Here is a 25,329-nt window from a genome sequence, read left to right as displayed (position 1 = left end):
GACTGCTTGTGTCCGTATCCCTCACCGCGCCAGAGTTTCTCGCTGCCCCCGAAGTCCTGCTCGACGTCCGCAGCCCCAGCGAATACGCCCAAGGCCACATCCCTGGGGCCATCAGCTTTCCCCTGTTTAGCGATTGGGAGCGATCGCAGGTGGGAACCTGCTATAAGCAAATCGGACGAGAGGCCGCTGTAGAGCTGGGCTTTGAGCTGGTCGGGCCTAAGATTGCTTCGTTCATCCGTCAGGCCAAAGGCTTAGCCCCCGATCGCCGGGTGAAACTGCACTGCTGGCGCGGCGGGATGCGCAGCGAGTCACTGGCTTGGGCTTTACAGATGGGCGGCTTTGAAGTGATGACTTTAGAGGGCGGCTACAAAAGCTTCCGTCGCTGGGTGCGCACCACCTTGTCTACGCCTAAATCGATCATCGTGCTGGGCGGCATGACGGGAACGAGCAAAACCGACATTTTGCAGGCCCTAGCTGAGCAAGGCAGTCAGGTTTTGGACCTGGAAGGCCACGCCAACCATCGCGGCAGCAGCTACGGCGCTCTGGGAATGCCGCCCCAGCCCAGTACCGAGCAGTTTGAAAACCTGGTAGCGCTGGACTGGGCCAAGTTTGAGGCATCTGAACCGGTTTGGATTGAGGCAGAAAGCCGCCGGGTGGGGACCTGCCGCGTCCCGGATGAGCTGTTTGCTCAGATGGAAGCCGCCCCTACCCTGGCAGTGACCCGGCCTTTGGAAGAACGGCTGGACTACCTGGTTGAAATCTACGGCAGCGCCGATACGGCAGGTTTAGTGGAAGCCACTGAGCGGATTCGCAAGCGGTTGGGAGGACAGCGCACCCAAGCAGCGATCGCTCACATTGAAGCCGGTCGTCTACACGAGGCGCTGAAAATCCTGCTCACCTATTACGATCGCGCCTATACCTATGACCTAGAGCGTCGGCACAAGCAAATTCCCACGGTAGAGATTGGGGGCTTATCCGCGATCGCCGCGGCTCAAAAACTCCAGGTAGAAGCCCAGCGACTCTTTCAGCTCTCCCCAACAGCATTCTCGCTGGCATAGTGTCGTAGTCGAAACTTTTGCAAGGTGATCCTGCCCACGCTACAGGAATGACTGCGCAAAAATTTCAGATGAAGGCTGAGACCTCATGGGAAATGGGCAGCGTCCACGCAACTTGCTTGCCAACGTTGGGTTTCGCTATGCTCAACGCCAACCTACAAAAGCTCCAATTTTAGCTGTGTCCTGCCGCTACCGGCTCGTTCTGGCTTATTTCTTGATTTGCTCAAAGGCTTCTTTGTCTTCAAAGTGCATGTAGTCTTTGGCTGTTGTCCAGTCACCGCCCCACTGCCAGCCGCTATCGAGCATGAGTTTGAGAAACTTTTGGTTCAAGGGAATCATGCCGACTAGCTTTTCATCTTCTTCCTTCCCTTCGGGCACTGCCCCTTCAACCCAGGCTTTGAGGCTTGTCCACTCTTTGCGAATAATTTCTAGCTGACGACGGCGATCGCTGCCTTTCTTTGACTTTTTAATGGCGGCGTCGATATCTTTAGCGGTTAGTTTTGAAAATAGGACTTTAGCCATAGCAGCTTGCATGATGGATTTAAGCCAGTCAGCAAACCAGTTAGAAGTCTTGGCCTTGCCAGGGGTCGCTTCTTTGTCTTCAAATAGCTGTGCCTCAGCGTCAGGCTCTATCAGGCGAGCTAAATATTGAGGGAAAAGCAGATTGAACTGCTGGGAGGCTTCTAGCTGACGCATCCCCTTATCTTTCCAGATGTCAAAGTCTTTATAAGCGGGATTTGTGCGGACTACTGTTTGTACCAGGTTCATTAAGTCAACATCAGCTTTGTGGCGCTTTTTATCATTGTGAAAATGATAGTTTTGCTTAGTGCCCATGTTGTAATTAACGTCTAAGCTACAGCCGATGGAGTGATTGCTGAAGCCGCCCTTAGACGTGGTTCGTTTGGCGTAGCCGCCGATAATAATGATGGAGTTGGTAATCTCAGCCTGATCCTCTGCGCTGAGTTTAGAAAAAGCCTGATTGGTTTTGTCGACGCGGGGTTTGGTGGCCTCGTTCAAGCGAGCTTTATGACCTAAAAACGTGTAGCTTTTGACTTTGGCTGCCTTGTCCGGGTCAATATCTTTTTGTTCCCAGACATCTTTCACATTTTTGAGATTCCAGCGATTGACAGGTAATCCAACGCTGACGCTATAGGTGGTTTGATCAGACTTGAGATTGAGAACTTTCTTGGACTTTTTGTAGCGATCGTCAGGGTCTGTATCGGTGGGCGTTACCTGGATTTCTAGCTTGTCGTGAAAAGGCACTTTCAGGGTTAAGGTGTCTGTGCCCGAACCTGAATCTAAGCTGGTTCTCTTCTTGCCCTGACGCTGAAAGACCACCACGTCTGCCTTGACTTTGCCGCCAAACTTACCGGACCAAGAAATTTTGAGCGTAGCCTCTTTGGGTGGTGCACTAGCTGCGGCTGGCTTAGGGGCAGTTGCGGGCGGGGCTAGCTGCAGCGAGGCAGGCGGAAAAAGGCTGACCTGCATAGGGTCAAAGCCAATGTGGCTGGTGACCGACTGGGACTGCGGCTTGAGCTGAGGGGAACTAGCCGATGTGGCAAAGGGGCGCGATCGCAACTGACTGTTTCTAGAATGCTGCTCAGTGGGGTTACTAGCCTGATGCCCGCGTAGTTGAGAGGTTTTCACAATCACTAACTCTGTAGCGGCAATACTCGACAGATGCCTAGCCCGATTGCTAAGTCTAAGCTAACAGTTTGTCAAAACCGTCACCACAGTAGCTGAGGTTGGATTTGTAACTTAGTTAACACCTGGGACTTGAGCATAATCTGCCCTGTAATTGCTATCGGTCACAGATCTAAAAGTACCGCCGGAGGGATGGCTGTAGACACGGTCTTTGACACAATAGGGACGTCCAGACTGGAGACTTACCTATGCGATCGCTCAATTTACCCTCTAAGCAGCAAATTCCGGTTTTAGGTATGGGTACGTGGCGCATGGGCGAAGCCGCTAAGTCACGCTCAGATGAAGTCGCAGCCCTGCGCCACGGACTAGATCTGGGCATGACCCTGATTGACACCGCCGAAATGTACGGTGAAGGCGGTGCTGAAGAAGTGATTGCCGAAGCGATCGCTGGACGCCGCGCCGAAGTCTTCTTAGTCAGCAAAGTTTATCCCCACAACGCCAGCTACCAAGGGGTGTTAGCCGCCTGCGATCGCAGCCTGAAGCGTTTACAAACTGACTATTTAGATCTGTATCTGCTGCACTGGCGCGGTTCTGTCCCTTTAGCAGAGACCTTGGAGGCTTTTCAAGCACTCAAGCAGGCAGGCAAAATCCGTGACTATGGCGTCAGCAACTTTGATGTCAGCGATATGAAAGAAGCCTTCGCGCTGCCGGGTGGGGAGGCGATCGCCGTCAATCAGGTACTCTACAACCTATCGCGCCGCGGCATTGAGTGGGACTTACTGCCCTGGTGTCGTCAGCAGAAGATTCCGGTGATGGCCTATTCGCCCGTGGAGCAAGGGCGGCTATTAAGACAGCGATCGCTCAAGGAAATTGCCAAGCAAAAAGACGTGTCCCCGGCTCAAATTGCGATCGCCTGGCTGCTGCATCAGGACGACGTGGTGGTCATTCCCAAAGCCAGCAGTTTAGACCACATCGAGGAAAACTTAGCGGCTTTAAACATTCAGCTGAGTCCAGCAGATCTGCAAGCCCTGGATCAGGCATTTCCGGCCCCAACCCGCCCCGTTTCACTGCAAATGCTTTAGGCAAAGCTCAATAGCTGGTCTGTTTGGGCTTGATGGAAGTTGACAATTTGATCAGGTAACCGTCTCACGTATCGCAGCAGTGATATAAAGACTTCATACCTGGCCCAGCGTGAAGCAAGATGAGGAAACTGACGCTATTTACCAGTTCTATCAAAAATGGCAAATCATCGAACTTGCTCTATTTGGTGAGGACCTGAGCCCAAGTTCCCCAGAATTGGGGGATTTAAGGGGGCGAAAGCAAAATATTGAATACTTTTCAAAGACCCTCTTATCGCTATCACTGAACATAATGTTGATTTAATCGAAAAGCGAGCCACAGAGAACAGCAATAGCTGGATCCGCCGCAACAAGATTTTGAACACTGCTAGGTTATCTTTACCACTTTGTCAGGCAAGGAGGTTACCCATGCGTAAGCAAGTTGTCGAATACACATCACCTTTAGATGCTTTGGTTGCCCTCGCCAAGCAACTCAACGCCTATGAAATTGAATACCAAATGGACTCCGCCGAGTTCTTTGGTCAATACAGTCAGGGTCAAACCTCTGATGATGAAGACTTTGTCGAGTGGGCAGGCAGCTATCAACACTATCTCGCACTGCATCAAGAGCTGGAGACAAAGCTGAAAGATGTCGCGTGAGCTACTGACAGCCTACTTTGACGGTATTGAGCAGCAGCTAATCAGCTTGCCAAACTTGTATGTTGAGCAGTTCAGCGCCACTATCCTGACACCAGAACGAGCCAATCTCAAGCTCCGTATTCGCTTCAAGCGCAAATATCTGCTGGCAGTCAGCGAAGCCCTCCTAGTAGTTGGTGATCAAGTCACTCACATTGACTATCGCTATCACTTTCAGGAAGAGAACAATCAGATAATTTTCCGTTACGACAGTACGCCTCACTTTCCTGATTTGTCCACTTTTCCTCATCACAAGCATCTCCCCAATAACGTTATCGCTGCTGATAAACCTGACATTGTGCAAGTGTTCCAGGAAGCCAGCACCTTCGCTGAGACAAAAACTGAATGACAAAGTAACCTCTAGTTCCGAGCAGAACTAATCCACTTTGGAACAGGTTGCTGTTTGGGGCTATTGGCTACCAGAACAGGAAGCTCTATCAATAAACCTGTCACTAGATAGACGCCGAGGGGCTGCTGAGTAGCGTCTGATAAAAGCCTATCGACACGGCGGACTTCAATATGGGCGACGCGCACGCTGAGGGGCCGGTGCTACATCGCGGCCTGCAAGACATTTTCATTGACAAAACCTACATTTCTGATCTTAGAACAGACGACCTGGGACTGCTGTACCGAGGCTATCCTATTGCTCATATCCTCAAAACGCTGGATTACGAGTCCGTAATGTACCTGCTCTTATCCGGCTCGCCGCCCAGTCCTTCAGAGGCTCAAGCCTGGCGCGATCGCTTAATTGCCTATCGCGCTCTGCCTGAAACTGTCTTAGTGATTATCGAGCAGTTACGTCATGCCTCTCCCCTCGTTGCCCTACGTACAGTAGTTTCAGCGATCGCCGCCTATCCGTCCGATTCTCCCGTGAAGAATGGGAGCAGTTCTACAGACGCACTCATTGACCAGTCCCTCCGCCTAATCGCTCAGGCCACTACGGCGATCGCCACCCATCATGCCTATCGCCAAGGGCGTTCTCTACCCGACTACGATCCGGCCCTGTCTCACGCCGCCAACTACCTCTATCAAATCACCAGCCAGCGCCCCTCAGCCGATGCCGCCTTGATCATTGACCAGTGCTTTAGCCTACTGGCTGAACACGGTTCTAACGCCTCCACCTTTGCTGGACGAGTGGCAGCCAGTACGGGCGCTGATCTACACGCCACCATGACTGCTGCTCTGAGCACCTTAGGCGGCAGTCTCCACGGCGGCGCTATGGGCGAAGTGATTGAAATGCTAGAGGCCATTGACTATAGCCAGCCGGTTTTGCCACAGCTCAAAGCGCGGCGGAAGCAGCACAAGCGCATCAGCGGTTTCGGCCACCGGATCTACAAAACGATCGACCCGCGAGCGCCCTTTTTGCGGACTCACGCCCGTACCCTGAGCCAAAACCAGGGTAGCAATTTGTTTACCAAAGCAGAGGCGGTTGAAACCGCGATGGCTCCCTACCAGCGGCATGGCGTCAACGTCAATGTTGATTTCTATCTCAGCATTATTTATCACCTGCTGGGCATCCCCACTGACCTGATCACGCTGACGGCTGGGCTTAGCCGCATGGTGGGCTGGGCCGCTCACATCCTAGAGCAGACCCAGAACAATATCCTGATTCGTCCCTCTATGGTTTATGTGGGGAAAATTGTGCAGCCCACGCCGCCTTTAGAAACCGCTTCAACACTGTCTCGCTAAAGCTGCGGTAATGAGACGCAGTCCCTAGGATTTAGAAGGGTTAGCCCTCAGTTGAGCCTTCTAGATCGCTTGATTGATCTATATTTGCAGCCAGCGGTGAGTCCCCGTAGTCATCCAGTTCGCTGATTGAGCGCGGCACCTGAGTGCCTAAGATAACTGCCCGCGTCAGCATAAAGGTAGCCATCGCCGCCCACAGCAAGCCATTGGTTTCTAAACGCCAGCTCGCGATCGCCAAAGGGACAAAGCCAAAAACCGCCGCTGCGGCCATGCTGTTGCGCAAAATTATGCCGTTTGCCAGTCCTAGAAAGTAACCATCGAGGACAAATGCTAAAGAGCCAAACCCCAACACCGGCAGTAGCCACAGCACATCATGGGCAATGTGCGCCACAATTTCGGTGTGATTGGTCAGCAAGGCAAACAGCGATCCTGGAAACAGTGTGAAAATGACGGCAATGCTAACCCCCAAAACTAGCCCAGTCCCCCCGGCCAGTTGCAGCAGCGGCAGCAGGCGATCGCTCGTCTTGGCCCCATAGAGACTGCCCGCGATGCTTTCCGTGGCAAAAGCCAAGCCGTCGATAAAGTAGACCGCTAAAATAACCACCTGCAGCAGCAGCATATTAGCGGCCAGCGTCGTTGTCCCCAAGGCAGCGCTCCAGCCGGTAAATAGGGCATAGACCGTGATAAACAAAACGCTGCGCAGCCAGATATTCGTATTGAGCCGCAGGGTCTGGGTTAGCGCCTGACGATGGAAAACTTGGGATGCGATCGCCCAGCGCCGCAGCGGCACATCAGCCAGCACCAAGGCCAGTCCTACCGCCAGCATCAGATACTGGCTCATCGCAGTAGCCACCCCTGCCCCCAAGCTCTGCCAGCCCCACCGCACAATCAGCAAGTAGTCTAAAACCACGTTGGCCCCGTTGCTCAAGGCCGATAGCAGCAGCACCCGGCCTCCCTGCTCTCGCCCCAAAAACCAGCCCAGCAGCACAAAGTTGAGCAGCGTAGCCGGGGCATCCCAGATCCGCGCCTGGAAATAGCTGCGCCCAGCCGCCTCCACCTGCGGTGTCACCTCAAACAGGCGAAACCCCAGCTCTCGCAGGGGTACCTGCAGCAGGAGCAACAGAGCGCCTAACAGTAAGGCAATCAGGCCGTTGCGCAGCAAAATCAGCAAAACTTCGTCGGGCAGTCGGGGCGCGTTCGCCTCAGCCGCCAAACTTGCGGAGGGGCTATCGCGCGAATTGCTGTCAGTTGCGGCGATCGCCAGCACCTGAGCGGTTGGGCCAGTGGTGCCCATACGCAGAAAATTGCAGGGACGATAGAGATAGTTGAACAGGGCCGTGGCGATCGCTACCCCTGCTAAAAAGCGAATGGCGCTGAGGTGCCCTAAAAAGGCAGAATCCACCAGTCCCGCCAGCGGCACCATGAGGTTGGAGAGCACATTCACCACGGCTAGCCGCCAAAACCGCGACCACAGCGGCGTCTCTAGTTCACCCATAGAGACGCGCATCTAGCCGATAGCCGCTCACAGACTCAATTCCAGATTGACTGCCTGGAACGCCAAAATGCACTGTATGCTGAGTAATGCACTTTGGGAGCAAGAGTAGATTCATGGCGCGTCTGGCACTGCTAAGCACCTCAGACAAAACCGGATTGGTGGAACTGGCGCAGGTTTTAGTCAAGGAATTTGATTTTGAGCTGATTAGCAGCGGCGGCACAGCGCAGGCTCTAGCAGCAGCCGATTTGCCAGTCACTAAAGTCTCTGACTATACAGGTTCGCCTGAGATCTTAGCAGGACGAGTGAAAACCCTGCATCCTCGCATTCATGGCGGTATTTTAGCGCGTCCTAGCCTGCCTGAAGATCAGCAAGATTTGGCTAATAACGATATTCGCCCTTTTGATCTGGTGGTGGTCAACCTCTATCCCTTCGAGCAGACCATCGCTCAGCCAGAAGTCTCCCTACCCGAAGCGATTGAGCAAATTGACATTGGCGGCCCCACGCTGATCCGCGCTGCCGCTAAGAACCACGCCTACCTCACAGTGCTTTGCCGCCCGCAGCAGTACGACCTCTACCTCAGCCAGATGCGGCAAAACAGCGGCGAAGTCACTCCCCAGTTTCGCCAGTCCTGTGCGCTGCAGGCTTTCTGGCACACGGCGGCTTACGATCAGGCGATCGCTGCTTATCTGTCCCAGCAGATTGCCGACGAAGATATAGAACTGCCCGATCGCTTCACCCTCAGTGGCCATCGGCGGCAGACCCTGCGCTACGGCGAAAACCCGCATCAGCCTGCTGTTTGGTACCAAACGGGGAGTCAGCCAGAAGGCTGGGCGACAGCGGATAAGCTCCAGGGCAAAGAGCTGAGCTACAACAATCTAGTTGACTTGGAAGCAGCGCGGCGGCTCATTGCTGAATTTCCCGCCGATCAGGGGGCAGCGGCAGCGGTGCTAAAGCATACCAATCCCTGCGGCGTGGCTCAGGGCGAAACCCTAGCCGCGGCCTACGAAAAGGCGTTCAATGCCGACAGCGTTTCAGCCTTTGGCGGCATCGTGGCGCTGAATCAAACCATTGAAGCCGAAACCGCAACAGCCTTAACCAAAACCTTCTTAGAATGTGTGGTCGCTCCCGGCTGTTCGGCAGAAGCGCAGGAAATCTTAGCCCAAAAGAAAAATTTGCGGCTGCTAGTGCTGCCCCATCTGACTCAGGGGCCAGCCCAGACGGTGCGGGCGATCGCTGGGGGCTTTCTGGCTCAGGATGCTGATGACTATTTAGAAGATCCCTCGCAATGGAACATTGTCACCGAGAAAAAGCCAAACGCCGCCGTTTTGGAGGACTTGCTGTTTGCCTGGCGAGTGGTTAAGCACGTCAAGTCCAACGCCATAGTTGTCGCCCGCGATCGCGTTACGCTGGGCGTCGGGGCCGGACAGATGAACCGGGTCGGAGCAGTGCAAATTGCGCTAGAACAGGCTGGCGATCAGGTCAAGGGAGCCACCCTTGCTAGCGACGGTTTTTTCCCTTTCGATGACTCAGTGCGGGCCGCTGCCGCTGCCGGCATTCAGGCAATTATTCAGCCCGGCGGCAGCATCCGCGATGAAGACTCGATTAAAGCGGCCAATGAGCTGGGTCTGATTATGGTGTTGACTGGCATCCGTCATTTTCTGCACTAGATACAGCGATCGCCATCTATGTTCCGACCAAAGATGGCAACCCCCTAGCCCACTGAAGCTAAACCGCTGAGTGGGGCACCTAGAGCACTTTGTGCGTGTATTCGTGCTGCTTCACATTGTCTTCGGGGCTGACAATGTTTTGAGCATTGAGGATCCGCTTTTTCTCGGTTGAGTAGTTGATTTCAGTGAGGTCTGTGCCGACCGGAACCAGGGCTTGGGCGCTAGGGCGTGACTGATAGGTGCGAGCGGCAGCAAAGGCGCGGCTGGCAAAGTCACTGCAGAACTGCACTTCAGCGCCAGCCGCCGCAATCATCTGCGGCCTGTCCCCAACCACAACTTCGCCCAGCGTTGTGCCATGCAAACTGCGGTAAGACGTAGGCACTCCCTTCAGAACGGCTTCTAGATAGGCCGAAGGAACAGGTTCAACGACCGTTACTTCGCTAACTTCACCGTCCTCTTTGGTATAGCAGGTGGCTAACCCTACTACTAAATAGTCTGCGGGGGTCAAATCGGTTGCGTTGGAATAAGCGGTCGGAGTCATAAAATCAGTCAGAATTTTTTGCCATAGATTGAACTGGCCTAGACGCCAAAACTAGCCTCAAGCTTAATAGCCTCAAACTGTATCAGACGGCGATCGCCAGCTATCTTCAGGGGTCTGCTAATTCGCCAGCCCCACCAGAAGACACGCAAAGCATTGTAGCTTGACCGCTTGCCGGGATGACAAAAATGCCGCAATCCGTCACAAAAGTCTCTACTGATGGCTGCGATCTCTGAGGCCAGGCCGCTTTTTAATACCGTTTTAACCCGAACTTTACGTCTAGGTGAGATGCTGAGCGCCAGAGCTAATCCCCTATCTGGCTCAGCAGCCGCTCCTGAGATGACCCTCGATTAGCTCCCGTTTAAGCTTTATGAGATTGAGAAAAAATGCTTCAGAACGTTCGCAGCCTTGCAGGAAGAAAAATTGTAGGAGGCTGCCGCGCCCTCGTCCTGACCGGGGCCAAAGTAGCGATCGCCTCAGCGACTCTATTTTACTTTCAGGCTGCGGTTAGGGCTGAGACGGGTGCTTTTAGGGTCAACCTGTCTCCTTATGCTGGAGAGAGCCTGTCTTCACTCATGAGCGCGGCGGAAACTTTAGCCAGCAGTGAAGTATCGCGCCGCTTTAATCAAAATGCTGAGCTGAGCGTAGTGCAGGTAACAGTGTTAGGAGAGTACAACGGTCAGGTTGTGCCTGTTTTAGTTGTCACCGTACCGCGAGAAGGCTGGCAGCGATCGCGCCAGATTCGCCAATGGGCCAGCTATTTTGATTCGTCTTACCTGCTGTTGGGGTTCAATCGCTCTGACGCAGAAACAGACAGCAGCGGCACCGCCAGGGACACCCGCGTATCGTCCCCATCCCCCCGTCCTCGCATATCTCCCGCAACTCTCAATCCGGTTGAGGAGCTAGTTCAAGCAGCAGAGGATGGCGAAATCTCCGACGCAGAACTGATTGAGCTAATTGATGCCCTCGACTAATTACGGTTGAGCTGGGCTGAGAATCAAACTTTCCCTATGGGTGGATATTTTGTCAAATCAGCTACATTATCTTATTAATTCTTAGTCAGGTAAATTCTGTATTAATCCCTTATTAAATAGAAATAACCTGGGCTTATTACCGTATTAAAACTGGGCTGATATTCTCCTCCGTGGAAACAGTTACGTAGAGCAGGTTTAGGTCTGTAACTTAACCGTTTCTAGAACTGACAGATAAGTTCAACTACCGAGAGGCAAGAACACAGTGTCTTTTTCAAGACGTCGATTTTTGGCAATGGCTGGGGTAACCGCCGCTGGCGTTTCTATGGTGTCCCCCCTGGAAGCCTTCTATGCCCGCGTTGCTCAGGGACGCGAATCAGAATTTGCGGGCGGGTTTAAGTATGGCCCCCTCCGGCCTACTCTGCCCCGCAACACAGCCGATCTGGCTAACACCGTTGCTGGCGACCTCCGCAACGTACCGCTGCTAGAGCTACCTCGCGGCTTCAAATACACCGCCTTTTCCATCACCGGCCAGACCATGAGCGATGGTACCCTCGTACCGGGTGACCACGACGGCATGGCAGCTTTTCCTGGCCCGCGCGGCAGCACTATCCTGGTTCGCAACCACGAACTCAGCCCGACTGAAGATGAGTTCGGCAACCTCAAAGGGGTCGATGCCCCAGCCGAGAAACGATATGCTCCCAATGCAACTGGCGGCACCACCACTTTGGTTGTGGGCCGTAACCGTCGCTTAGTCAAAGACTATGCCTCACTCTCTGGCACCATTCGCAACTGTGCCGGTGGCCCCACCCCTTGGGGATCTTGGGTGAGCTGCGAAGAAACCTTCTCTAGCACCCTGGATCTCAACGGCAATCCTATCTATCACGGCTACAACTTTGAAGTTCCCGCCGGTACCAATACGGGCTTAGTAACGCCGGTGGCCCTAAAAGACATGGGCCGCTTTAGCCACGAAGCCGTCGCCGTAGATCCCCGCACCGGATACGTTTACGAAACCGAAGACAGTGGTGATAGCTGCTTCTACCGCTTCGTCCCCAACGTTAAAGGGAACTTGGCCCAGGGGGGCAGCCTCTATGCGCTCAAAATTAAGCAGTATCCCGATGGCGTCAACACCTCAAATAATCCCAACTTGGGCGGGCAGCTAGGCTTAATTCCTGCCGGTCGTGAGTACCCTGTGGAATGGGTCAAGATCGACAATCCCAATCCCATCCCGGAAGAAAACGCCAACGACAAGCAGGTTCGGACTCAAGGACAGGAGAAAGGCGGGGCCGTCTTCTTCCGGGGTGAAGGAGCTTGGTATGGTAACGGCGTGATTTACTTCATTGCCACCCAGGGCGGCCCGCCTGCCGTAGATAGCTCTCGCGGTAACGGTCAGGTTTGGGAATACAATCCCCAAAAAGAGACGGTGACTCTAATCGTTGAGGCTCCTCCGTCAGGCGATACTTTAGATGAGCCTGACAATGTCACCGTTTCTCCCTTTGGCGATCTCTTCCTCTGTGAAGATGGGGGCGGTGAGCAGTTTGTCGTAGGGGTTGACCTAGACGGCTTGCTCTATAAGTTCGCTCGCAATAACCTAGACGAGAGTGAGTTTGCCGGGGCCTGCTTCTCACCTGACGGCAGAACTCTATTTGTCAATAGCCAGGGCGTCGGCATTACCTATGCTATCTGGGGGCCTTGGACTTCAGGCGATGGCGCCGATGACGAAAGCGATGAAGGCGGGGAAGACGACGATTAAGTCGGGGCTTGCCCTCAACTCAGACTGAGACTTTAGCATAAAGTAAAGTCTTATACCGCATCAATAGCGCTGCGGAAAAAATAAGGCAGCTTTTCCACAGCGCTAAATTTAAGGAAACTCAGCAAACATTCAGATTGACAGACCCGCATGGAATCCGCGTTTCGCGCCTTGTCTGCTTGGAAACAGCTCAAAACAGGTAAGCTCACTTGCCAAGGAGCGCTTGATCTCCTGATCGATCCGCAAGGTAAGCTGAATTTGCCAGTTTTAGACGAAGAAGTTAGCCGTCGTTTCTTTCAGCTCTTTCCCGATCGCCAGCTATCGCCTGTCATACCGCTGCTGCTTTGGCAGAACTGCTACTACTTAGGCAGTCCGGTGGCTTTGAGTGAAGCTGATATTGCTTATTTGAGCGATCGCACTCAGACCCGCATCCATATTGTACCGATTGCGCCCAAGTGCTACCGAGCCTGGTACCACAGCCGCCACTACGACCCCAGCCAAATTTCGGCTGGCCCGCTGATCGATCCGCTGACGGGCGAATATCTTTCTGAAGATATTTCAGAAACCACAGAGCTGTCTTTGGCTAAAGCAGATGGGCAAATTGAGCGGATTAAAACGATTATTTCTAGCGCCCTGCGCAACCGGGCCAGCGACATTCACCTAGAGCCAACCTTGGAAGGGCTACGGGTACGCTATCGCATTGACGGCGTGCTGCGAGATATTACCCTGCTGCCGCTGGAAATTAGCCGCCGGGTGGTCGTAGCGCTAAAGGTGATGGCCGACATGGATATCTCCGATAGCCGCCGCCCGCAGGATGGCCGCATTGGTGAGCAGTATGCCGTGGAGAGTGAGGCAGACTTGGGGATGGACATGCGGGTCAGCACGCTGCCCTGCGTGGGGGGTGAGAAAGCCGTCGTCCGGCTCCTGCCTCGGAAAAATCCCTTTTCAACCATCGACAAGCTGGGCTTTGAACCCAAGACCTTAGCGGTTTACAAAACCTGGCTGCAGCAGCCCCAAGGCATGATCATTTTCACCGGGCCAACCGGATCGGGGAAAACCAGTACGCTCTACACCAGCCTGCAGGAAATTGCTACCGAGCACGTTAACGTCGTCACCGTGGAAGACCCGGTGGAGTACGTACTGCCCCGAATTACGCAGACTCAGGTGAATGAAGCAGCTGGCATGACCTTTGCTGCCGGGCTGCGCTCTATTCTGCGGCAAGACCCCGACATCATCATGGTAGGGGAGATCCGCGATCGCGAAACTGCAGAGACAGCGGTACGCTCAGCCCTCACCGGACACCTGGTTTTTACCACGCTGCACACTAATGATGCCGTTGGCGCTATTCCGCGCATTAAAGACATTGGCCCCGATCCAGGACTCATTAGCGATGCCCTGCTAGGCATTATTGCCCAGCGCCTCATTCGGCGCGTCTGTGCTCACTGTGCTGAGTCTTATACGCCTAGCGTTGAAGATTTAGCAGTTTTAGGCTTAGACGCTAAGCGATCGCGCTCCGTCAACTGGCAACGAGGGCGAGGCTGCGCCCGCTGTTTTCAATCAGGCTATTTAGGCCGAGAAGCGGTGGTAGAGCTGCTAGAAATCGACGATCGCATCCGGGAGCTAATTTACGAAGGAACAATTAGCCAACTGCATCGCTATCTGCAGAAAATTGGCTTTATGTCATTCCGTCTGTCGGCGATTGAAAAGGTGCTAGCGGGGAAAACGACGGTTGAGGAAGTGATTCGCGTGCTGCCCCGGAGCGCCCTCAGGCGCGGGACAAACAGCGAGACCAATCTGCAACTGGTGCAAAAACTGGGGTAATCAGGGTAAAAAAGATAGCTTCAAGCGGGAAAGAGCCAGACATAAGCCGGGTTCTGTTCTGCTGATTTGCAGCAGCAGGGCAGTTATCTATCTAGGACGGCTGTTACCAGACGCCTCTAGCGGTGCACTTAAAACGGAGCCGGTAAAAGACCAACCGTTGCTCCTACGACCTTGCTCCCCACCGGGGTTTACCGAGCCAGCACCTCTCGATGCTGCTGGTGCGCTCTTACCGCACCCTTGCACCCTTACCTGTAAAAAGCTGAAGGTCAAGGACGAAGGCTGAAATGACTTTCTGCCTTCCGCCTTCTGCCTTTCCATCGGCGGTATGTTTCTGTGGCACTCTCCTCACGGTCACCCGCACTGGGCATTACCCAGCAAGTTTGGTCTTTCGGGAGCCCGGACTTTCCTCACGCTGGGCGCGATGGCCCAACCTGCAACTGCCTCGCCAACTCTTTCCCTAGCTCCAGTCTAGTCGATGAATTTGCTCTAATTTCAACTCTGCCATTAGCGATTCGTGATCCAGCGCAGAATCGGTACAGCCGGCAAATCGGGCAGCACCTCCAGATCAAACATAAAAGGCAGGAGCAGCCGCACAGCCTGATCGTCTGTAGCGGTTACCGATTTGAGCCAAACCAGCAGCTTTAGCGAGTAAATCGGCAGTGGCTGCCGCATCTGAATCGCTTTTTCTAAATCGATCAGCGGCCCCTGGGGCTGGAGCGACTGACCTTCACCACTGCGGCCAAAAGCTGACTCCTGAGTCACTGCTACGCTGAACATCTGCCCCGGATTAATCACGCTGAATACCTGAGGTTGAAACAGCTCAACTGGCATTGTGCTAGATAGCCGAATCACTCGCTGAGCCTGATTATTGAAGCGGGTGATAGAGCTACGATCCCAGTCAATATAGAGCTGCATGGTTTGGCTACGGTTCAAGACCCGCACTTCTAAGGCCCGGATGGGAGGCTGTAGCGGTCGGGTGCCCTGAGGCAGTACCTGCAGGTCAATCGTCTCTATGGGAGCCTCTGGCTGGCGTGGATTCAGCAGCTGCATCTGCAAAAACGGACTGCTATCAAAGGGCGAGGGACCATTGGGCAAAATTTCAGCCCCAAACGCTTCCGCCCGTCCCTGCTGCTGCAACTGAGCTGCTAGCTGGGTTATCAGCACTTCCTGATTCAGCAGGATCCTGACCTGATCGTCTCGCTGAGCTTCCTGTGCTAGGGCAATTTGATACAGCACATAGGCGACGCAGATGAAATAGACGGTCAAAATCAAGATATCGGTGGTCATAGTTGGGGGTAAAGCCCTGCCGCAGGATTATACAGGCTGTTTCCCGTTTAAGAGCACGGGCTGTCTCCCCTAATTTAGGCGGAAATTTGGAGAGCCGCGATCGCCTGCGCCAAATTGATAGGATCAATCAAGTTGATACCGAGAAACCTCATGCTGGACTGGCTAAGTCGCACCCTAGGACGCCCTGAAACTCCGGCCAAGGCCGAAGTCGAAATCTACACCTGGCAGACCTGCCCCTACTGCATTCGCGCCAAGCTGCTGCTGTGGTGGAAGAAAGTTGATTTCACAGAATACAAAATTGATGGCGACAGCGCGGCTCGCGATCGCATGGCCGAGCGGGCCAATGGCCGTAGATCAGTGCCCCAAATCTTTATCAACAATCAGCACATTGGCGGCTGCGATGACCTCTATGGGCTAGATGCCAGAGGAGGGCTAGAACCGCTGCTCTCACAGACGGCGAGTGAGACTATTTGAGCCGAGACAGGTAGCGAGTTATCAGTTGACGCAGGACGGGCTGCTTAGGAATGCGGCGATCGCACTGCTTCATGCGCCTCAGCAGCTGCTGGACGCGCTGATCTTGCTGGGCTAAGAGAGAAGGCAGACACGCTTGCTGCCGCTGACAAGTATCACAAAGCACAAGAATAAGTCCTCCGGTTTGGAGATAGGTTTTTCAACGCCGTTAAACTGGCTGAAAACTGTTAGATAGGTTGGCGCAATTGAGCTATTGCTAGGACTACTGCGACTGGCGATCGCCTTTTTATCAGCTCAGGGCGGCGCTAAGACGGTAGTGGGGGTCTAGCCAGTAGAGAAAACAGTTAGAGCCAAGCAGTTGAGTGGAGTAGGCTGACGCTGGCTGCCAAGTCTAGCGGGCTGTCTGCTTGAAGTTGGCCGCTTCAGGTGGATCTACAACAGTGGCTGACGCTTCTATTGTGGCGAAGCTTTGACAAATTGCGCCCCCTAGAACGCCGGTTTTTAGTAAATTTTCTCATCGAAAGATTTTCAATTGGATGCATTTTTATCGTTTTCTTAAGCTGCTGCCTGCAGCTCTCATCTATGCCTGACTCCTATGAGAAAATAAGGCTAGTCAAGAGAGAGTTTTGGCAGGCTAATGCCTCTTTTTCGATATCACTTCAGAATCTGCTAAACGAGGGATGGCGGGAAGTTAGGGATAGCCTACTATGACCTTAGTAAGATGCTTTTGCAATAGCAAAGTCTGGGATTTATGCCACAGTTTTCTTAAATCTGCAGAAGTCAGCTTACGCTTGTCGGTTCAGTCTTCCTTGAGAGTGATCTCTTAGTCAAAGCGGTCTTAAAGCGTCTGTTTTGCAGGTAGATTGGTTTAGTTTTGGAGGGGAAAATATGAAACGGATTGCTTTAGGAGCGTTGACTCTGGCAGTTCCCCTGGTTTTTAGCAATGCAGTGCGGGCCGAAAACCCAGAGCATTTGCAGCAGCTATTGGTCACGCGCGCTTGTCGGGCTTGTGATTTAGTTGATGCTGATTTGAGCGTAATGCATCTGATTGGCGCGGATTTACGTGACGCAGACCTGCGGGGAGCCAATCTGACCGGGGCCAATCTAGAAGGCGCAGACCTCACGGGGGCGAACCTAGAAGGAGCCAATCTGACAGATGCGCTGCTGACCAACGCCAGCCTCAACAATGCGGATCTAGACGGCGCAGACTTTACCAGAGCACAGATGTATCACGTCAACGTGGCAGGCGCCTCCATTGACAACATTGATTTGACCCAGGCACAGGTTGTCGGCACCCCCATCAGCGTGGGTGGCAACTAGGCTGCGCGACGGTGGCGATGAAGGCTTGAAGCTGGGCTTGGTTTGGCATCGAGGGCTGCGCTCCAGGGCGGGTAACTGAAAGCGCTGCAACTGAGTTACCCTGCTGCACTGCCGCCTGTAGCGACTTGCCCTGACTCAGACCAACGGCCAGTCCGGCGTTGAAAGCATCTCCAGCAGCCACGGAATCCACCGCTGTGACCGGGCAGGCCGGTAGGGAAAAGCGCTGCTCGACGCTGCTGCAGTAAACGCCCTGTGCCCCCAGCTTGATGATGACAGTTTTGACCTGCCGCTGATGTAGCCGCTCCGCCGCCGCCTCAGCGGTTTCCATATCGGTGACCTCAACGCCAGTGAGCTGCGTCGCTTCAGTCTGGTTGGGGGTCAATATATCAATATGGCTATAGAGACTGCCTGGTAGCTGAGCTGGAGCTGGAGCCGGATCTAAAATGACGGTGAGATCGGCAGCCTGGGCGATCGCCGCAGCCTGTTCAACCACTGCTAGCGGAATCTCTAGCTGCAGCAGCAAAATTTGAGCCTGAGCCAAGCGCTGTTGCAGGCAGCCAAGCGCTGTCGTCCCCACACGCCCATTGGCTCCCGGCACCACAATAATGTGATTTTCACCATCAGGGGCAACAGCGATCGCGGCAATTCCCGTCTGGGCCGTTTCATCAGCCTCCACGCCGGAGCTGTCCACCCCCGCCTGCTGCAGGCTCTGCCGTAGCTGCTGGCCAAAGTCATCAGCGCCCACGCGCCCAATCATCGCCGTGGGTGCCCCCAGTCGCGCTGCTGCAACGGCCTGATTAGCCCCTTTGCCGCCCGGTATGCGGCTAAAGCGATCGCCTAGAAGAGTCTCCCCCGCAGTTGGTAAGCGAGGCGTCTGCACCACCAAATCTAGATTTAAGCTGCCAAAAACCAGAATAGACATGGCTGCTTCAGTCACGCAGCACGTAGCCCACGCCGCGCACTGTCTGAATTAGCCGCTTTTCTCCCTCTGCTTCTAGCTTCAGCCGCAGATAGCGAATGTAAACTTCAATGATATTGGAATCGCCCATGAAGTCATAGCCCCAGACCTCTTCCAAAATGCGATCGCGGGTAATCACCTGCCGCGGATGGGCAATTAGGTACTCCAGCAAATCAAACTCTTTCGCCGTTAGCTCAATGCTGCGCTGGCCGCGAAAAACCTCGCGGGTCTTCGTATTGAGGCTCAGATCGTCAAACTGAAAGATTTCGGCTTCGCTAGGCTCATTGCGTCGCAGGTGCGCCCGTACCCGCGCCAGCAGTTCCTCAATGCTGAAGGGCTTAACAACATAGTCGTCTGCCCCGGCGTCTAGCCCTGCCACCCGGTCTTCAATGCTGTCTTTCGCCGTCATTAAAATAATCGGCATTTTGCTGCCCGTGCTGCGCAGGCGGCGGCAAACTTCCACCCCACTGAGGCCCGGCATCATCCAGTCCAAAATCACCAAATTCGGCTCCTGATCGCGGGCGGCCATCAACCCCGCTAGGCCATCATTGGCGACGGCAACTTCGTAGCCTTCATAACTCAGCTCCATCTGCACAAACTTAGCCAGCTTCTCTTCATCTTCCACCAGCAAAATTTTGGCGCTCATGGATGGCTCTCCTGGATGAGTGGTGTCTGCCGCTTGAAGTTGTCGCTTTTATTCTACGATCCAATACCCAATCAGCCAGCGTCAAGCGCTGCAAAACTTTGCTTTGACGTCAAAATCCGGCGTAATTGGCCCTTTGTCCGGAGTCTCTAGCCGATACCCCGGACCGAAATTAGCGCCTAAGCTTTTTTAGGCGGTGCCTGGTAGTACACCTTGCTGCCGTGATCCGCGACAAAGTAGCAGTTGCGGTAAGCTCGCCAGAGGCTTTGCCAAATCGGGGTGCGATCGCGGCGATAGTGCTCCCCCAGCACGGGCTTGATAGCGGCGGTAGCTTCTAGCAGGTGGTAGTGGGGAATTGAGAGAAAAATGTGGTGGGCCACATGGGTGCCAATATTGTGGTGGATCGGATTGATCAGGCCGTAGTCCCGATCGACGGTGGAAACTGCCCCTTTGAGAAAGTACCAGTCTTCACCGCGATACCAGGGCACATCGGCGTCAGTGTGATGCAAAAACGTCACCAAATCTAGCCAAATGACAAAGACGACGTAGGGCATGAGATAGTACTTTGCCAAAAAGGCCCAGCCGAAGTAAAAGCCGACGCCGATTAAAGCTGCCACCATCAAACCCCACAGCCCGGTACTGGTTAACACCTGACGCTTTTCATGGGGGCGAAAGAGCTGGCTGCTGGGGAGAAAGTGAGAGCCTTGCTTGCCGGGCGATCGCTTAAACAAGTAGAGCGGATAAACAATCAAGAAAATATGGAATCGCGCCAGCTTTTCATACCAGGTCATTTGCTCGAACTGGCTCTGAGTGACCGGATACCAGCTCTCATCGGTTTCAATATTGCCGGTGTTGGCATGGTGGGTGCGGTGGCTGATGCGCCAGCCGTGATAGGGCACCAAGATGGGCGTATGGCTAAGATGACCGATGAAATGATTGAGCCAGCGATAGCGAGAAAATGAGCCGTGACCGCAATCATGCCCTATCACAAACAAGGCCCAAAACATCGTGCCCTGCATCAGCCAAAAAAGCGGAAAAAACCAGGCACTGTCAATCCAGGCGGCGACCCCGTACAGCCCCGCAATGATGCCGATATCTAGGAAAAAGTAGGCCAGCGATCGCCCCAGATTGGGTTGAAAACAATGGGCTGGAATCGCCCGACGCACATCCTGTAGCGTGAACGGTAGCGTTTCACGCCCTGACGGACGAGACAATAAAGTAAAGGTCACGTTATCAAGCTCTAAAAATTACCATTGACAGGCTGTTTAGTGAACTCCGGCAGGGAACAAATTTGTCAACAGCCACAGGTGGTTAATTGTAGTGCTTAACGTTACTTAATGAATAGATGTACTGGCAGATTTTACGGAAAATCTCGCGCGGTGGCGCGGCTGCTTGAAAGCCGATAGCTGATATAGCTGAATGCATTCAGCCTTTTATGCGGGTCATTTTAGCTTGGAGGTACGGCGAGCGTCTGGGTTTAACTCAATACCCAACGCCGCCAAGCTGCCCTTTTTAGGTTCGTAGAGGGGGTAGTCAGCTCAAATGTTTACCTGGTAGTGTCAGGCTACGGAGCTGATGACGTCACTTGGTTATTCACGTTAGGTCAGTTCGCTTTAATTTAGAAAATATCGGTTAGGGAATGAAAGCTCCATGTCCCAGCAAAATCCTCAATCAGAAATTTGGCAGCCCTTCAACCAGTGGTTGCATCAGCAAATTATGCAGCTCAGTGTCGATATGCTGAGCGCCGGCTTGCTCACCTGCACCGCCTGTGAAAAAGCTTTTGGCGAATACATTTTGGAGTACCAAGGCGAAAAATTTCGCCTGCCAGCCGGGGCCACCTACGCCTTTTTGAATTTCGTTCAGGCTACGACTGCTGAGTCTTCCCATCCCTAAGCCATCATGAGTAAACCTGCTCTGCTGACGGTAGATGACGATCCTGATGTCCTCCAGGCGATCGCCCGCGACTTGCGCCAGCAGTACGGCGATCGCTTTCGCATTATGCGGGCTGACTCGGGTGCAGCGGCCTTAGACATGCTGAAGCAGATCAAGCTGCGCAATCAGCCCCTAGCGCTGATGCTGGTAGATCAGCGAATGCCGCAGATGAGCGGTGTTGAATTTTTAGCCGCCGCCGTCGCGCTTTTTCCTCAAGCGAAGCGGGCATTGCTGACAGCCTACAGCGACACCGATGCCGCCATTCGCGCCATCAATCAGATCGACCTGGACTACTACCTGATGAAGCCTTGGGATCCCCCCGAGGAACAGCTCTATCCCGTTGTGGATGATTTGCTGGCAGACTGGCAGGCTCACTTTCACCCGCCTTTTGAGGGAATCCGCGTCATTGGCGATCGCTGGAATCCTCAAAGCCACCAGGCCAAAGACTTCCTAGCCCGCAACCAGATTCCCTACCGCTGGCTAGACATTGAGCAGAGCGAGGAGGCCCGCACCCTAGTAGGCTGCGCTGAATCCCAAACTGCTCCCCTACCCCTGGTGCTGTTTCCTAATGGCGATCGCCTCAGCCAGCCCGACAACGTGCAGCTAGCTGAGAAAATTGGCCTGCAAACCACGGCCGCTAAACCCTTCTACGACCTAGTGATTGTCGGCGGCGGCCCGGCGGGGCTAGCAGCAGCCGTCTACGGGGCTTCCGAGGGGCTGCGGACGGTGCTGGTGGAGCGTGAAGCTCCCGGCGGGCAGGCGGGCACCAGCTCCCGAATTGAGAACTATCTGGGCTTTCCGGTAGGGCTAAGCGGCGGCGACCTGGCCCGCCGTGCTGTCAGTCAGGCCCGGCGGTTTGGGGTCGAAATTCTCACGCCCCAGGAAGTGCAGGCCATCCGGGTCGAAAATGACTATCGCCTGATTGCGCTCAGCAACAGCAGCGAAATTAGCTGCCATGCCCTGATTTTGGCCCTGGGTGTCTCTTGGCGGCGGCTTAAGGTGCCGGGCATCGATCGCTTTACCGGGGCCGGAGTTTACTACGGCGCTGCCCAGACCGAGGCGATCGCCTGCACCGATGAAGATGTCTTTGTGGTGGGAGGGGCCAATTCTGCCGGACAGGCGGCCATGTACTTCTCTAAGTACGCCCGCAGCGTCACCATGCTGGTGCGGGGGGAGTCGCTGACCAAGAGCATGTCCCAGTATCTGATTGACCAAATTGAGGCCACCGACAATATTCAGGTTCAGTCCCATACCAGCGTCATTGAGGCCAAGGGCGATACCAGCCTCGACACTTTGATTTTGCAGAACTCCCAGACCGGAGAGACTCAGAGCGTTCCGGCTAATTCTCTGTTCATCTTCATTGGCGCAGTGCCTTACACCGACTGGCTAGACGGCCTGCTGCAGCGGGACTCGCGGGGCTATCTTTTCACAGGCGATGACCTTAGATCAGATGTTGCCCCCCATCAGGTATGGTCGCTGCCGCGATCGCCCTATCTGCTCGAAACCAACGTTCCCGGCATCTTCGCGGTGGGGGATGTGCGTCACGGTTCAGTAAAGCGGGTGGCTTCTGGAGTGGGAGAAGGCTCCATCTGCGTTCAGTTTGTGCATCGCTATCTTGACGACCTGCGCTGAGGAACTCACTGATGCAGTGTATTGACGATCTGCTGGAGTTGGAACCGTTTAAGTATCTGCCGCGATCGCGCCTGGAATGGATGTGCGATCGGGCTGAATCGATGCGGCTAGATCCGGGCACAGCCTTAGTTCAGGAAGGTGAGCAGACTGAAAATATCTACATCTTGGTGTGTGGCCGCATTGCCATTACCCGCCAGAGCGAAGGGGTGGAGATGCCCATTGGCCAGCATGATGCGCCGGTGTTTTTTGGTGAAATTCCGGTGCTCACGGGGGAACCGGCGATGGTGACAATGCGGGCCATGAGCGAGTGTCATCTGCATGAGGTGTCAGGCGATGACTTTCTCACCCTGCTACACGAGTGCCGCGACTTTGAACGCTCGGTTTTTCGCCTATTTCAGCAGCGGCTGCGGGGCCTAGAATCTTTTATCCGCAACCGGGAAAAAATGGCAGCGCTGGGAACCCTCTCCGCCGGACTGGCCCACGAACTGAACAACCCGGCGGCGGCGCTGGTGCGGGCGCTGCGAGACGTGATTCCGGCCATTCGAGAGCTGGAAAAAATGAACCTGCTCTACGGTCAGCGCCACGTGGAGCAGTCCCATACCCAGCAGTGGCAGGCGGCTCGTGATGCCGGCTATGAGGCGATTTTGCACCGCAGCGTTGATGCGATGACCCTCAGCGATCGCGAAGATGAACTGCTGGACTGGCTGGAAGACTATGGCGTTGAGCAGGCGTGGAAGCTGGCAGAACCCCTAGCGATCGCTGGCATTGACACCGCTACCTTAGAAAAGCTAACTCAGCGCTGGCGCGACGATCCTTCCGAAATGCGCGATCAGGGCGTGCGCTGGCTGGCCCTATCCTTTGAAGTCGTTTCCATGATTCACAGCGGCCTGCACGGGGCGGAGCGCATATCTACTCTAGTCAAGTCGATGAAGTCCTATTCCTACATGGATCAGGGAGCGCAGCAAATCATCGACGTGCATGATGGCCTAGAAGATACGCTGCGGCTGTTTTCCTTCAAGCTGAAACACGGCATCCAGGTCTGCCGCCACTACCACGAAAATCTGCCCAAAATTCCGGCCCACGGCAGCGAACTCAACCAGGTGTGGACAAACCTGATTGACAACGCCATTGATGCGATGGACGGCAAAGGGACGCTAACGATTAAAACCTGCCGCTTTCAAGGCTTTGTGCGGGTAGAAATTATTGACTCTGGTACGGGCATCCCCCCGGAAATCCAGTCCCGCATCTACGAGCCTTTCTTTACAACCAAGGCCGTAGGCAAAGGTTCTGGCTTGGGGCTAGAAACCGTTCGTCGCATTGTGGAAAATCGCCACCACGGCACCCTGGCGGTTGAGTCAGTCCCCGGTGAGACCTGCTTTGCCGTTTGTCTGCCTGTGGAAACCCCTTGAGCGCTCAGGCTAGGAAGCTCGGCGTTTGCGATTGGCGGTTTTCAGCCACATCAGCGTGCCGGTGACAATCATCGTCAGCAGCCCCAGCGCGTTTAAGAAAGGATATATAAACTCTAGGTTGATGGAGCCAAATTTACCTCGGTGCAGCGCTAGCAGCCAGATAAAATCACTAGCGCGATCGCTAGCCACTGCAAACTGAAACAGCATCCCGGTAGTCAAGGTTAGCAGCAGCGGCAGCACTACAATCGGCACCAGAGTCCGGTGGAGCTGGCGCAGACGAGCTTGATTTAAGTTCATGGTAAAGCCTGTAAAAACAGCAGGGTGTCCTATCAAGATGTTCTGATCCAGTGAAAATCCTTTGAGAACAACACCATAGCCAAAACTGCTCAGAATTTTAGGCCCAATGGTTTAAAGTCCCAATCACTCAGAGCTAGCTGGAGTTTGAGACGGATCATTTTCCTAGCCCAGAAACCCTTCGTTTGACTTAGGTGACCTATTTTGCTCTGCAGATTCGCCATCTTTTCTCGCTTCAGCTTCTGTCAGCAAAATCTGAGCAACCTCTGGAAAGTGCTGCTGCATACAGTCATCGCAAATACCGTGGGTAAACTCAACGTCTGCATGTTGTTCTATGAACTGCTCGACCGTTGACCAGTAGCCCTGATCGTTGCGAATACCTTTGCAATAGGAGCAAATCGGAATCAAACCCGCCATCAGCTCTAGCTTGTCCAATGTCTCTGCTAGCTGAGACGAAACCCGGCGTAACTCAAGCTGTACCACAACTTGGCGGGCTAAAGCCGTCAGCACTTGCTGCTGGTGCGGTGAGAGTTGGTTGGGCTGATAGTCAATGACGCAGAGCGTACCAATGGGATAGCCCCTAGGAGAAATCAGGGGAACACCCGCATAGAAGCGAATTCCAGGAGCATGAACAACTAAGGGATTGTTCCAAAAACGCTCATCTTTCAAAGCATCATTCACAATCAGCATGTCCTGATTCAGGATGGCGCGAGCGCAAAATGAGACATCGCGGCTAGTTTCCTGGATATCCAGCCCTACTTTTGATTTAAACCACTGACGGTGCTCATCCACCAGACTGACCAGCGCGATCGGCACGTTGCAGATAAAAGCGGCCAGGGCAGTGATATCGTCATACGCTTGCTCAGCCGGAGTATCTAAGATGTTGTACTGCCGCAGTGCCTCTAATCGAGCAGCTTCCCGCGTTATTCCTATCTTCATCACACCGCTCTAGTTATGACCGTTCTGAAAGTCATTTTAGAAAACCGTTTAGAGGAGTCTGCC

Annotated in this window: 25 protein-coding genes and 1 other RNA gene; 15 read left to right on the top strand and 11 right to left on the bottom strand. The window is 54.1% G+C overall.

The window, feature by feature from the left end; translation table 11 throughout:
• Positions 1-8 precede the first annotated feature (8 nt).
• Positions 9-1,058, top strand: coding sequence for a tRNA 2-selenouridine(34) synthase MnmH (mnmH, locus tag QJQ48_RS20670; RefSeq protein WP_346293147.1), 1,050 nt, complete (start codon positions 9-11; stop codon positions 1,056-1,058).
• Between the two features lie 204 nt (positions 1,059-1,262).
• Here mnmH and QJQ48_RS20665 read toward each other — a convergent pair whose 3' ends face one another.
• Positions 1,263-2,702 (bottom strand): M15 family metallopeptidase, encoded by a 1,440-nt coding sequence (locus tag QJQ48_RS20665; RefSeq protein WP_346293146.1) that lies wholly within the window; start codon positions 2,700-2,702, stop codon positions 1,263-1,265.
• A 245-nt stretch (positions 2,703-2,947) separates the two neighbouring features.
• Between QJQ48_RS20665 and QJQ48_RS20660 the strand changes: the two genes are divergently transcribed.
• The 4 genes from QJQ48_RS20660 to QJQ48_RS20645 all read left to right on the top strand — a co-directional run bounded on the left by QJQ48_RS20660 (position 2,948) and on the right by QJQ48_RS20645 (position 6,142).
• Positions 2,948-3,781 (top strand): aldo/keto reductase, encoded by an 834-nt coding sequence (locus tag QJQ48_RS20660; protein WP_346293145.1) that lies wholly within the window; start codon positions 2,948-2,950, stop codon positions 3,779-3,781.
• Positions 3,782-4,186: 405 nt separating this feature from the next.
• Positions 4,187-4,417: an antitoxin TumA gene (tumA, locus tag QJQ48_RS20655; protein ID WP_346293144.1), complete on the top strand. Its 231-nt coding sequence runs from the start codon at positions 4,187-4,189 to the stop codon at positions 4,415-4,417.
• Positions 4,407-4,802: a toxin TumE gene (gene tumE / locus QJQ48_RS20650; protein ID WP_346293143.1), complete on the top strand. Its 396-nt coding sequence runs from the start codon at positions 4,407-4,409 to the stop codon at positions 4,800-4,802. The genes tumA and tumE overlap by 11 nt, the downstream gene beginning before the upstream one ends.
• A 170-nt stretch (positions 4,803-4,972) precedes the next feature.
• Positions 4,973-6,142, top strand: a complete 1,170-nt coding sequence (locus QJQ48_RS20645; protein WP_346293142.1) for a citrate/2-methylcitrate synthase — start codon at positions 4,973-4,975, stop codon at positions 6,140-6,142.
• Positions 6,143-6,182: 40 nt separating this feature from the next.
• Here the strand turns inward: QJQ48_RS20645 and QJQ48_RS20640 are convergent, their stop codons facing one another.
• Complete coding sequence (locus QJQ48_RS20640) at positions 6,183-7,634, bottom strand: MATE family efflux transporter (protein ID WP_346293141.1); 1,452 nt, start codon at positions 7,632-7,634, stop codon at positions 6,183-6,185.
• 113 nt (positions 7,635-7,747) lie between these two features.
• On the opposite strand from QJQ48_RS20640, the gene purH reads away from it, so the two are divergent.
• Positions 7,748-9,301: a bifunctional phosphoribosylaminoimidazolecarboxamide formyltransferase/IMP cyclohydrolase gene (gene purH / locus QJQ48_RS20635; protein ID WP_346293140.1), complete on the top strand. Its 1,554-nt coding sequence runs from the start codon at positions 7,748-7,750 to the stop codon at positions 9,299-9,301.
• 79 nt (positions 9,302-9,380) lie between these two features.
• Here purH and QJQ48_RS20630 read toward each other — a convergent pair whose 3' ends face one another.
• Complete coding sequence (locus tag QJQ48_RS20630) at positions 9,381-9,842, bottom strand: hypothetical protein (RefSeq protein WP_346293139.1); 462 nt, start codon at positions 9,840-9,842, stop codon at positions 9,381-9,383.
• A 216-nt stretch (positions 9,843-10,058) separates the two neighbouring features.
• Between QJQ48_RS20630 and QJQ48_RS20625 the strand changes: the two genes are divergently transcribed.
• From QJQ48_RS20625 to QJQ48_RS20610, 4 genes are all read left to right on the top strand, one after another.
• Positions 10,059-10,193 (top strand): hypothetical protein, encoded by a 135-nt coding sequence (locus tag QJQ48_RS20625; protein ID WP_346293138.1) that lies wholly within the window; start codon positions 10,059-10,061, stop codon positions 10,191-10,193.
• Positions 10,194-10,225: 32 nt separating this feature from the next.
• Positions 10,226-10,813, top strand: coding sequence for a hypothetical protein (locus QJQ48_RS20620; protein ID WP_346293137.1), 588 nt, complete (start codon positions 10,226-10,228; stop codon positions 10,811-10,813).
• A 262-nt stretch (positions 10,814-11,075) separates the two neighbouring features.
• Positions 11,076-12,563, top strand: coding sequence for an alkaline phosphatase PhoX (locus QJQ48_RS20615; protein WP_346293136.1), 1,488 nt, complete (start codon positions 11,076-11,078; stop codon positions 12,561-12,563).
• A gap of 147 nt (positions 12,564-12,710) precedes the next feature.
• The gene (locus tag QJQ48_RS20610; RefSeq protein ID WP_346293135.1) at positions 12,711-14,381 is read left to right on the top strand and encodes a GspE/PulE family protein; all 1,671 of its coding nucleotides are present in this window, start codon (positions 12,711-12,713) and stop codon (positions 14,379-14,381) included.
• 27 nt (positions 14,382-14,408) lie between these two features.
• Here QJQ48_RS20610 and rnpB read toward each other — a convergent pair.
• Together rnpB and QJQ48_RS20600 are read right to left on the bottom strand one after the other, a co-directional pair.
• Positions 14,409-14,834, bottom strand: an RNA gene (gene rnpB, locus QJQ48_RS20605) — RNase P RNA component class A.
• A gap of 51 nt (positions 14,835-14,885) precedes the next feature.
• Entirely contained in the window at positions 14,886-15,668 is a 783-nt protein-coding gene (locus QJQ48_RS20600; protein WP_346293134.1) for a hypothetical protein, read from the bottom strand.
• Between the two features lie 150 nt (positions 15,669-15,818).
• Between QJQ48_RS20600 and grxC the strand changes: the two genes are divergently transcribed.
• Positions 15,819-16,142, top strand: coding sequence for a glutaredoxin 3 (gene grxC, locus QJQ48_RS20595; protein ID WP_346293133.1), 324 nt, complete (start codon positions 15,819-15,821; stop codon positions 16,140-16,142).
• Here the strand turns inward: grxC and QJQ48_RS20590 are convergent.
• Positions 16,135-16,305: a hypothetical protein gene (locus QJQ48_RS20590; RefSeq protein ID WP_346293132.1), complete on the bottom strand. Its 171-nt coding sequence runs from the start codon at positions 16,303-16,305 to the stop codon at positions 16,135-16,137. The genes grxC and QJQ48_RS20590 overlap by 8 nt on opposite strands.
• Positions 16,306-17,027: 722 nt before the next feature.
• Between QJQ48_RS20590 and QJQ48_RS20585 the strand changes: the two genes are divergently transcribed.
• Positions 17,028-17,459 carry a pentapeptide repeat-containing protein gene (locus QJQ48_RS20585; protein ID WP_346293131.1) on the top strand — a complete coding sequence of 144 codons (432 nt, stop codon included), beginning with the start codon at positions 17,028-17,030 and terminating at the stop codon, positions 17,457-17,459.
• On the opposite strand, the gene rbsK is transcribed toward QJQ48_RS20585, so the two are convergent.
• The 3 genes from rbsK to QJQ48_RS20570 all read right to left on the bottom strand — a co-directional run bounded on the left by rbsK (position 17,440) and on the right by QJQ48_RS20570 (position 20,289).
• Positions 17,440-18,381 carry a ribokinase gene (gene rbsK / locus QJQ48_RS20580; protein WP_346293130.1) on the bottom strand — a complete coding sequence of 314 codons (942 nt, stop codon included), beginning with the start codon at positions 18,379-18,381 and terminating at the stop codon, positions 17,440-17,442. The genes QJQ48_RS20585 and rbsK overlap by 20 nt on opposite strands.
• A gap of 7 nt (positions 18,382-18,388) precedes the next feature.
• Positions 18,389-19,063 (bottom strand): response regulator transcription factor, encoded by a 675-nt coding sequence (locus QJQ48_RS20575; protein WP_346293129.1) that lies wholly within the window; start codon positions 19,061-19,063, stop codon positions 18,389-18,391.
• Between the two features lie 176 nt (positions 19,064-19,239).
• Positions 19,240-20,289: a fatty acid desaturase gene (locus QJQ48_RS20570; protein WP_346293128.1), complete on the bottom strand. Its 1,050-nt coding sequence runs from the start codon at positions 20,287-20,289 to the stop codon at positions 19,240-19,242.
• Between the two features lie 421 nt (positions 20,290-20,710).
• On the opposite strand from QJQ48_RS20570, the gene QJQ48_RS20565 reads away from it, so the two are divergent.
• The 3 genes from QJQ48_RS20565 to QJQ48_RS20555 are packed head-to-tail and all read left to right on the top strand — an operon-like array spanning position 20,711 to position 24,033.
• Positions 20,711-20,953: a hypothetical protein gene (locus QJQ48_RS20565; protein ID WP_346293127.1), complete on the top strand. Its 243-nt coding sequence runs from the start codon at positions 20,711-20,713 to the stop codon at positions 20,951-20,953.
• 6 nt (positions 20,954-20,959) lie between these two features.
• A complete protein-coding gene (locus tag QJQ48_RS20560) occupies positions 20,960-22,624 on the top strand; it encodes an FAD-dependent oxidoreductase (RefSeq protein WP_346293126.1) in 1,665 nt (554 codons plus the stop codon).
• A gap of 11 nt (positions 22,625-22,635) precedes the next feature.
• Positions 22,636-24,033, top strand: a complete 1,398-nt coding sequence (locus QJQ48_RS20555) for an ATP-binding protein (RefSeq protein WP_346293125.1) — start codon at positions 22,636-22,638, stop codon at positions 24,031-24,033.
• A gap of 9 nt (positions 24,034-24,042) precedes the next feature.
• Here QJQ48_RS20555 and QJQ48_RS20550 read toward each other — a convergent pair whose 3' ends face one another.
• The gene (locus QJQ48_RS20550) at positions 24,043-24,330 is read right to left on the bottom strand and encodes a PepSY domain-containing protein (protein WP_346293124.1); all 288 of its coding nucleotides are present in this window, start codon (positions 24,328-24,330) and stop codon (positions 24,043-24,045) included.
• 162 nt (positions 24,331-24,492) lie between these two features.
• Positions 24,493-25,266 (bottom strand): GAF domain-containing protein, encoded by a 774-nt coding sequence (locus tag QJQ48_RS20545; RefSeq protein WP_346293123.1) that lies wholly within the window; start codon positions 25,264-25,266, stop codon positions 24,493-24,495.
• Positions 25,267-25,329: the final 63 nt, after the last annotated feature.

The sequence above is a fragment of the Sphaerothrix gracilis Ecp01 genome, from assembly GCF_030405905.1.
GTDB classification, from domain to species: domain Bacteria; phylum Cyanobacteriota; class Cyanobacteriia; order Phormidesmidales; family Phormidesmidaceae; genus Sphaerothrix; species Sphaerothrix gracilis.
The sequence above is the reverse complement of the archived record's forward strand: the minus strand, read 5'-3'. Positions and strand labels throughout refer to the sequence as shown.